The 7,966-nt window shown below is 44.1% G+C and carries 8 protein-coding genes and 1 pseudogene; all 9 read left to right on the top strand.

Annotated features, from left to right (window positions below):
* Nucleotides 1-190: pseudogene (locus IC21_RS17495) on the top strand (IS1380 family transposase); the annotation flags it as partial.
* Between the two features lie 740 nt (nucleotides 191-930).
* Nucleotides 931-1,296 (top strand): Ig-like domain-containing protein, encoded by a 366-nt coding sequence (locus IC21_RS15415; RefSeq protein ID WP_230090493.1) that lies wholly within the window; start codon nucleotides 931-933, stop codon nucleotides 1,294-1,296.
* A gap of 378 nt (nucleotides 1,297-1,674) precedes the next feature.
* Nucleotides 1,675-2,769 carry an ABC transporter ATP-binding protein gene (locus IC21_RS15410; protein ID WP_029143023.1) on the top strand — a complete coding sequence of 365 codons (1,095 nt, stop codon included), beginning with the start codon at nucleotides 1,675-1,677 and terminating at the stop codon, nucleotides 2,767-2,769.
* On the top strand, nucleotides 2,766-3,704 hold the full coding sequence (locus tag IC21_RS15405) for a carbohydrate ABC transporter permease (RefSeq protein WP_013860837.1): 939 nt from the start codon (nucleotides 2,766-2,768) through the stop codon (nucleotides 3,702-3,704). The genes IC21_RS15410 and IC21_RS15405 overlap by 4 nt, the downstream gene beginning before the upstream one ends.
* The gene (locus IC21_RS15400) at nucleotides 3,701-4,519 is read left to right on the top strand and encodes a carbohydrate ABC transporter permease (protein ID WP_013860838.1); all 819 of its coding nucleotides are present in this window, start codon (nucleotides 3,701-3,703) and stop codon (nucleotides 4,517-4,519) included. The genes IC21_RS15405 and IC21_RS15400 overlap by 4 nt, the downstream gene beginning before the upstream one ends.
* Nucleotides 4,520-4,782: 263 nt before the next feature.
* Nucleotides 4,783-6,126, top strand: a complete 1,344-nt coding sequence (locus tag IC21_RS15395; protein ID WP_029143022.1) for an ABC transporter substrate-binding protein — start codon at nucleotides 4,783-4,785, stop codon at nucleotides 6,124-6,126.
* 19 nt (nucleotides 6,127-6,145) lie between these two features.
* Nucleotides 6,146-6,943 carry a glycerophosphodiester phosphodiesterase gene (locus IC21_RS15390; protein WP_029143021.1) on the top strand — a complete coding sequence of 266 codons (798 nt, stop codon included), beginning with the start codon at nucleotides 6,146-6,148 and terminating at the stop codon, nucleotides 6,941-6,943.
* 210 nt (nucleotides 6,944-7,153) lie between these two features.
* Nucleotides 7,154-7,522, top strand: a complete 369-nt coding sequence (locus IC21_RS15385) for a DUF2935 domain-containing protein (RefSeq protein ID WP_013860841.1) — start codon at nucleotides 7,154-7,156, stop codon at nucleotides 7,520-7,522.
* 82 nt (nucleotides 7,523-7,604) lie between these two features.
* A partial coding sequence (locus IC21_RS15380; RefSeq protein ID WP_035181163.1) for a transposase occupies nucleotides 7,605-7,966 on the top strand: 362 nt, incomplete at its 3' end.

Here is a 7,966-nt window from a genome sequence, read left to right as displayed (position 1 = left end):
TGTATTTGCGTATAACCTGCTTCGCTTGATTGGACAAGAAAGCTTGAAAAAACAAGATACGCCATTGAAAAAGAAAACAACAAGAAGAAGCATCCGAACCGTCATCCAGAATATGATCACACTGGCCTCAAAGCTGGTTTTCCGTGGCCGGCAATGGAAATTAAAAGTCGCGTGTTTATTGCAAAATTAAAGTGCAGAGATGTGCAAAATTTCTATGCAAATGGTTATGCAGAGGGGCTTTACATGGAGGGGTAGCCATGATAACCTGTTTGGGTTTGCCAAATCTGTTACAGCTGGCCGCTTGGCAAAAGAATCATGGCTGCAGAGGCTCCATGTCAAGCCCTTAATAGCGAGAATTCAGATTGAATTTTTATGCGGTATAAACGAATTTATATACTGCAATACTCTGCACTTTTTTCTTGCAAAAAACAGTCGCGGAGACCAACAAATGGTTACCGGTCTTTACTCGTTTGTATCAAGCCTTTTACTAAACATCCCGATCATTAGACTACTAGGAAAAAAGAAATAAAAAACGAAAACTTGCAAAAAATGGAAATTCGCAGATTTATTTGGCGTGCACAAAAACGAATGAAACAGGGAAATTTTTACATACTGAATCACTAAAAGTGCATTTATCGAATAGTCGGACACCACTATATCCTTACTCTTGGGAAATCTACCTATTAACGGCGTTTGTTATATTTTCGTCACGGATTCAGGTTATTCTTTCTATATGATGATTTGAATGGAAAAACGCGGGAGTTTGCCACGTTTTGTCTTTGCGGGAAATTCCGGGCCGGTGACGTTTAAGAGGAGATCGCGGCCATCATGCTAAAAATATGCCGTTTTCGTTCTTTTTCGTCTCGAACAGAGGATGACATTCAAGTTAACCATTTTGCTCCGTTCTATATTGCAGTTTTTCATTCCATTATGTCTAACACCCAACCTGTGATAACAAAGGATCCCCCTTACCTTAGTTGGATCACCGGCCTCAACACCTTCCGTCATACGGTCGGCAACCGCAGCACTTATGTTAGCGGGAAAACAAGCAAATCAAGTACCGTATATGTGAAAATCGGATCGAAAACGTATAAAAGCACAAGCAACAGTAAAGGCGAATATAAAGTCAAGATTCCGAAGCACAAAGCCGGCACGAAAATTTATAATTACGCGAAAAACAGCTACGGATCCAGCAGCACAAAAAGTGTAACGGCGATTGACAGAATCGCACCAGGCACACCGTCTGTTTACGCGGTCAGCCACACTTCCAAGTACATCATTGAGAAGCATACGTAACCGTTACTGCTTATGCAAGCAGCAAAAAAATCGGCTCTGCCAAAGCCGACAAGCGCGGATATTATAAAATCCAAATCAGCCCAACGAAAAAAGGCACCACGATTAAAGTGAGGCCGCGGATAAATCCGGCAATATTAGCGGATATCGGACAGTAAAAGTGAAATAGCAAAAAGCGTGTAACGATTCAAGAAGCGCAGGGGCCAAAACCTCTGCGCTTTCTTATATTACAAGCCTTTCCCCCAGCACCATCAAAAACGTCAAAATCATTTCCCTTAAAGATTTTGTAAATATTAAGTTAAGTTCCTTTGAAATCGCAGTTTTGCGATTTTTTTTGTGCTATCTTGAATTTGCAAATTGATAAGTAAGGAGGAAAGCTTCGTGCCGAAAATCGAGATGGTCAATGTTTCGAAGTCTTACGGGAAAGGCGCAACTGTTTTAAGTGACATTCACTTTTCGGTTGAGCAAGGAGAATTTTTTGTGCTTGTCGGCCCTTCAGGATGCGGGAAGAGCACGATTTTGCGGATGATTGCCGGGCTTGAAGACATTTCAGGCGGCCAGCTCTATATTGACAACCGGCCGGCAAACTATGTTTTGCCGAAAGACCGCCAAGTGTCGATGGTATTTCAGAATTACGCCCTTTATCCGCACATGACGGTAAGGGAAAATATCCTTTTTGGCATTAACTCGAAAGAAAAACTCACCAAGCAGGAAAAAGAAGCGCGGCTTAAACATGCACTGGCACTTGTCCAACTGGAGCCATTTGCCGAAAAAAAACCGCGCGCTTTATCTGGGGGCCAGCGGCAAAGGGTTGCATTGGCAAGGGCGATTGTCAGTCAGGCGCCGATTTGTTTAATGGATGAGCCGCTCTCGAATTTGGATGCGAAACTCCGCACCGAGATGCGGGCGGAAATCCGGCAACTGCAGCGCCAGCTCGGGTTAACGATGATTTACGTTACCCACGACCAGGTGGAAGCGATGACGATGGGAGACCGGATCATGATCTTGAATGAAGGAAGGATCCAGCAAATAGGAGAGCCGATCGAAATCTACAATGATCCGGCAAATCAATTCGCTGCTTCTTTTATCGGATCGCCGCAAATGAATTTCACAGAAGCGTATGTTGAAGAGGAAAAACGTTTCAGGATTCCGGACGGTCCGGCCGTTCAGCCAGGATTCTCTTTTCCCAAACCAACATGCATCCTTGGCATCCGGCCTGAGCATTTTAAACCGAATGCCAAGAGCGGCGACGCTGCAATACAGGCAACCGTCAAGTCCGCCGAACAACTTGGCGACAAAACGATTATTTGGTTTGCGTTCGGAAATACACAGTGGAAAGCAAAATGGGCCGGACAATGGCAGCTTGATCCGGATGACCGGATAACGGTCTACTTCTCTCCGGAGGATGTCCATTTTTTTGATCCGGATACGCGCGAAAAGGCCTTCAATATGGAAAAAGGCGGGGTTTCGGTATGATACAAAATTTATCTGCTGGAGAAGCGATCAATGTCCAATTGGAACAGGAGAAGAAGACAAAGAGGCGATACAGGGATGCTGTGACCGGATGGCTGTTTCTGCTTCCATCCCTCATTTTGTTGGCCGTTTTCATTTTTTACCCGATGTTCCGGACGGTATTTCTCAGTTTTTATCTGACCGATTTTGCCGGGCATCCAACCGTGTTCGCCGGACTCAGCAATTTTAAAGAACTGTTCACATCCGCAGACTACAGACAAAGTTTGCTGTACACGCTGATGTTTGCTGCGGGAACAGTTGCGGCAACCGTGATCATTTCGCTTTTTCTCGCTTTGCTCGCCAATGAAAAATTAAAAGGAATCGGCTTTTTCAGAACCATTTTCGCATCAACAATGGGGATCAGCGTCTCCGTGGCTTCCGTTTTTTGGATGTTTTTATTTAATCCTTCCATCGGACTGATGAACCGTTTGATGCAGCTCTTTCACCTTCCTGCGGTCAGCTGGTTAACCGACCCGCATTGGGCGTTGTTTTCCATTTCGCTGTCCACCGTGTGGATGAACACTGGCTTTTCTTTTTTAATCCTGTTGGGAGGCTTGCAACACATTGACCAAAACCTTTATGAAAGTGCGCAAATTACGGGGATTCCGTATCTCACGCAGGTCAGGCGGATTACACTCCCGCTGTTATCGCCGACATTGTTTTTTGTCATCATCGTTTCTGTGATCAATGCCTTCCAAACATTCGGGCAGATTGACATGCTCACAAAGGGCGGCCCGTCAAATCACACAAATTTGCTCGTGTATTCCATTTACCAGGATGCCTTTATCAACCACCAGTTTGGTACCTCCAGTGCCGAAGCGGTTATATTAGCTGTCATCATCTTTGTCTTAACGATCATCCAATTTAAGGCGGGGGAAAAGAAGGTGCATTACCAATGATGAGAACGTTTGTCTCGAAGACCGGCCTGTACGCTGTTTTAATCTTCTTTGCGCTTTTGATTGGCAGCCCGTTTTTGCTCGGCCTGTCCATCAGCCTCATACCGCAGGAAGAGATTGTAGCCGGACATTATTTTTCAGTGCATATCAGTTTAAACCATTATCTTGAAGCCTTTCAAAACACGACTTTCGTCCATTATCTGATGAACAGTGTTCTTGTTTCATTGGCTGTCACGGCCGGGCAGCTGCTGCTGTCGAGCCTTGCTGCATATGCGTTTGTGTTTCCAAAATTCAAAGGGCAAAATCTGCTGTTTTACTTGTTTATTTCCACGATGATGGTTCCGTTTGAGGCGCAGATGATCCCCAATTTTGAGACGATACGGGATCTGGGCTGGCTGAATACGTATCCTGCACTCATCCTGCCGTTTATCGCTTCCGCATTTGGAACGTTTTTACTCAGGCAGCATTTCAAACAAATTCCAATGGAGTTAAAAGAAGCAAGCGACCTGATGGGCATTAGCCATTGGAAATTTTATCTGAAAGTTGTGCTGCCGATGTCGAAGATCAGCCTTGTTACGTTAGGTACTTACAGCTTTTTGACGACGTGGAATCAGTATTTATGGCCGATTCTGGTCACAACCAATGATACAGCCCGCACCGTGCAGATCGGGCTCAAACAAATGCAATCCCAGGAAACGCTGAACGACTGGGGCATGATCATGGCATGTGCGGTCACTGTCGCGATCCCGACTTTACTCGTCTTATTTGCGGGTCAAAAACATTTGCAAAAAGGCCTCACCGAAGGCTCGATAAAATAGGAGGAATGTATGGACCCTGATCCGGAGAGATATAGGAGGGTGAGCGATCTTGAGTCGTGTGGAGATCTTACGCACGGTTATATCCTTTTATTTACCAAACTTATCCAGTTCGGTCGTTAGGATGGTCCATAACCTATAATAATATTCTGCATAAATTCGTTTGAAGATGTGATAGCTATTTGGTGTAAATTAAACACCTATGAAATTTTGAGAATGAGTGAGTATTCAAGAGAAAACTTAACTTTATTGAAGGAGGATGCAAAATGATTAAAAAATACCTTGCAATTTTTATGATGCTTTGCCTTACCTTAAGCCTTGCTGCCTGTGGCGCAAATACAGAGGCGACCACCACGAAACAAAACGGCCGCATCGTGGTGACGTTTTGGCATTCCATGAGCGGAGAGCCGCAAAAAACGCTCAATCAAATTGTGAAAGAATACAACCAGTCACAGAATAAAGTGCTCGTAAAAACGGAATACCAGGGGGAATACACGGAATCCCTGCCAAAATACTTAAGTGTCGGCGGTACGGATAAAGCCCCTACCATCATCCAGGTTCAGGAAATCGGGACCAAGACAATGATCAACAGCGGCTTTATTGATCCTGTCCAAAAATTCATTGACAAAGATCACTATGATACTTCGAACTTGGAAAAGAATATTTTAAATTATTATACGGTGGACGGAAAACTATATTCTATGCCGTTTAATTCCTCCACACCTGTCCTGTATTACAACGAGGATGCCCTTAAAAAAGCCGGCGTCAACATCGATCCGAAAAATGTCACTTTTGAACAGATTGAAGCATATGCAAAAAAAGTAACAGACTCCAGCAATGGAAAAATGAAAGGCTTTGCCCTGCAGCCGTATGGTTGGCTTTTTGAAGAATTGCTGGCCAATCAAGGTTCACTACTGGTCAATAAAAACAACGGACATGACGGAACGCCGACAAAGTCCGTGTTCAATAACGAAGCGGGAAAAAACATTCTCAAGTGGGCGAAAAACATGATTGCAGACAAAACTTTTGTCGATTACGGCACGGGCACGAATGCGGCTGATGATATGACAGCGGGATTTCTTGCAGGCAAAGTGGCCATGTTCATCCAATCGTCCGCCAGCATCCGGGACGTTGTCGATAACGCAAAATTTAAAGTCGGTGTAGCTTATCTGCCGCATCCGGAAAGCAAAAAATGGAACGGGGTTGCCATCGGCGGTGCAAGCCTGTGGCTGTCAAAAGGAAAAAGCAGCGCCGAACAAAAAGCGGCATGGGATTTCATGAAATATTTGGCAAGCCCTCACGTACAGGCTGAATGGCACATAGGCACCGGCTATTTTGCCATTAACACGAAAGCATACGATGACCAGCTTGTAAAAGAAGCTTATCAAAAAGTGCCGCAGTTGCAAGTTCCGGTGCAGCAATTACAAGCCACCCATACTTCGCCGGTCACACAGGGCGCGCTGATGCAAAGCCTGTCGGAAGAAAGAACCGCTGTGGAATCGGCCATGGAAAGTGTCTATAACGGCGAAGACATTGACAAAGCCCTGAATAAAGCTGTAGAACAAACCAACCAGGCCATTGAAAAAGCCAACCAGGCAAACGGAAAATGATAACCGGAGGAATGCGCTTATGGGAGAAACACTGATATTCGGGCACCGCGGCAGCAAGGGAACCCATCCGGAAAATACATTGCTGGGTTTTGCCCATGCCTGTCACATCGGAGCGGAAGGCTTAGAACTGGATGTCCACATGTCAAAAGACGGCGAACTGGTGGTGATCCATGATGAGAAACTCGACAGAACGACTACAGGCAGCGGTTATGTGAAAGATTTAAATTTGAACGAAATCAAACAATACAGCGCCAGCAAGAAATTCAAACATCTCTCTTTTTATGATTCATCCTGGGAGAAGGAAACGGTCCCCACCCTTGAGGAAGTGCTGGAACTGACAGCGGATTACCAGGTTTCCTTGAACATTGAGCTGAAGACAGATACGTTTTCCTACCCCGGCATCGAAAAAAAGGCCTTGGAGCTCTCGGAAAGGTACCATTTAAAATCAAGAATCATTTTTTCATCTTTTAATCTTTCAACACTGATAAGGATAAAAACATTAGACCCGGAGGCACATACTGCTTTTTTGACATCGAAGCGCCATTTGGATTTAGAGCGTATGATTCAAGATCACCAGCTGTCCGGACTACACCTGAACCGGTCGTTTTTAATCAGCAAATCCAATCTATTTACGACAAAACATTCGGTTCCGGTACGTGTTTGGACAGTGAATTCCGCCCGTTCCATTAAAAAAGCTCTGGACCTGAAGCTGGCAGGTATTATCACGGACTACCCGGAAAAGGCGCTGGAGTTAAAAAAGAAACATGCCCAATCCGTCAAGCATGCCGGAATCAATTTTTCCGGAGTTTTCAATTGAAGCATTAAACGAATTTAAGCTCCGGAATAACCATGATGGCCAAAACAATGGCGATATTGAAAGACCAATCCCTACCTGCATCAATTAGGCGGGGATTTTTTTATGTCTGGCGTCTGTCAGGCACCCATCATAATCCCCGTCAGGCATCCATCATAATCCCCGTCAGGCATCCATAAGATGATAAGAGTGCACGAAAGGAGAGAATGCCGGATGGCAAATTTTGAACAGGCAGCAGGATTTGAACATGGCTTCTGGCTTCAAATATTGGGAGATCACGCACGTTTTATTCATGATTCACTCGCTCCGCAGGAAAAACAAGAAATTGAACAAACGCGTTATTTTATTCAAGTCTTTGATCAACTGCTTAGAAGTATACAAAATGCCGATCTCATCCGCTTAAGCCAAAGAGCGGATGAAGAAGCATTGCAATTAAGGCAGTTGAAACTTTCGATCATCAGAAAACAGTTGACCGGGAAAATCACCATTCATTTGACGCCCAGTTTTATTAACCATATGGTCAATGAATTAGATGAATATTTGCGTGTTCTAAAATACTTAAAAAAGATTAAGTCCGTATAATTGTGTAAAAAGAAGGAATCATTTTATCAACTCTTGGCAACACTGTTTTCAACAACAATAAACAATGAAAAGAGGAGATAAAATGACTCACTTACAGTTTAACCTAAATTTGGATGTTTTAAAAGAAGCCATCATGACTTCCGATCTTGACGCGGTAATTAAATCAGCGGTTGTCCTCGTGTTAAACGAGTTTATGGAAAAGGAAAGGGATGACTATTTAAAAACGAGCCCTTATGAACGCGCTGTTGAACGCCGGGATTACCGGAACGGTTACTATGAACGCGAGCTGTTGATGAGCATCGGCAATGTTACATTAAAAGTTCCCCGGACACGTAATGGCGAATTCTCAACTACCTTAGGGCTTGCTGAACGAATCAAATTTGGTCAGATACAAGCCAAATTCCGATTATCAAAATATAAAATAGTGTTGTGTAAAAATTTCAA

The sequence above is a fragment of the Heyndrickxia coagulans DSM 1 = ATCC 7050 genome (assembly GCF_000290615.1).
Lineage (GTDB): Bacteria > Bacillota > Bacilli > Bacillales > Bacillaceae_C > Weizmannia > Weizmannia coagulans.
This window is presented reverse-complemented; position numbering and strand designations above follow the sequence as displayed.

Excerpts from the sequence above, each read along its gene's own strand:
- IC21_RS15400 (WP_013860838.1), top strand. The coding sequence starts at position 3,701 with ATGATGAGAACGTTTGTCTCGAAGACCGGCCTGTACGCTGTTTTAATC.
- IC21_RS15415 (WP_230090493.1), top strand. The coding sequence starts at position 931 with ATGTCTAACACCCAACCTGTGATAACAAAGGATCCCCCTTACCTTAGT.
- IC21_RS15390 (WP_029143021.1), top strand. The coding sequence starts at position 6,146 with ATGGGAGAAACACTGATATTCGGGCACCGCGGCAGCAAGGGAACCCAT.
- IC21_RS15385 (WP_013860841.1), top strand. The coding sequence starts at position 7,154 with ATGGCAAATTTTGAACAGGCAGCAGGATTTGAACATGGCTTCTGGCTT.
- IC21_RS15395 (WP_029143022.1), top strand. The coding sequence starts at position 4,783 with ATGATTAAAAAATACCTTGCAATTTTTATGATGCTTTGCCTTACCTTA.
- IC21_RS15405 (WP_013860837.1), top strand. The coding sequence starts at position 2,766 with ATGATACAAAATTTATCTGCTGGAGAAGCGATCAATGTCCAATTGGAA.